The sequence below is a fragment of the Pseudomonas sp. SWRI68 genome, assembly GCF_014269165.1.
GTDB lineage: Bacteria > Pseudomonadota > Gammaproteobacteria > Pseudomonadales > Pseudomonadaceae > Aquipseudomonas > Aquipseudomonas capeferrum.
In genome coordinates this window covers 1-515 of sequence record NZ_JABWRU010000058.1, presented here as the reverse complement: position 1 = coordinate 515, position 515 = coordinate 1, and the positions used below count along the sequence as shown (strand labels likewise).

Below are 515 nucleotides of genomic sequence, written 5' to 3'. Positions count from 1 at the left end.
CCTCGTCGGTAGAGGACTACGAAGCGCTGCTGCCGTGGAACTGCTCACCGGAGATGCAACGGTAAATCGAAGCTCCATCTGGCGGTAGGTGGGGTTCATGGATCGCACTCGATGCATCAGTAGAAGTGCGCTTTTTTACGTCACTTCCCTGCCGCAAACCTCACCACTCCCACTCTATCCCCCCGACCTCCTCATATAGCTCCCTGATCCGCCGCAACGCCTGCCCATGCAACTGCGACACTCGCGCCTTGCCCACCCCGAGCAATCCCGCCAGCTCCACAAAGCTCATCTGCTGGTAGTAATGCCCGACGATGATCTGCCGTTCCCGCTCCGGCAGGCGCTCTACCAGCAAGCCGAGGCTTTCATCCTTGTCTTGCTGGACATACGCGCTGAGAGGGTTGTTGTCTGGCGGTTCTTCATCGATCACCCCCAGTTCAAGGAAGTAGCCGAAAGCAAGGTCGACGGCGTTGTTGACCACCAGCTCGAAATCGCTGTCGGTGGCGCCGAACCGCTGC

1 protein-coding gene is annotated in these 515 nt (G+C 59.2%); it reads right to left on the bottom strand.

Annotated features, from left to right (window positions below):
* Nucleotides 1-160: 160 nt before the first annotated feature.
* A partial coding sequence (locus HU770_RS26765) for a sigma-70 family RNA polymerase sigma factor (protein WP_186666585.1) occupies nt 161-515 on the bottom strand: 355 nt, incomplete at its 5' end.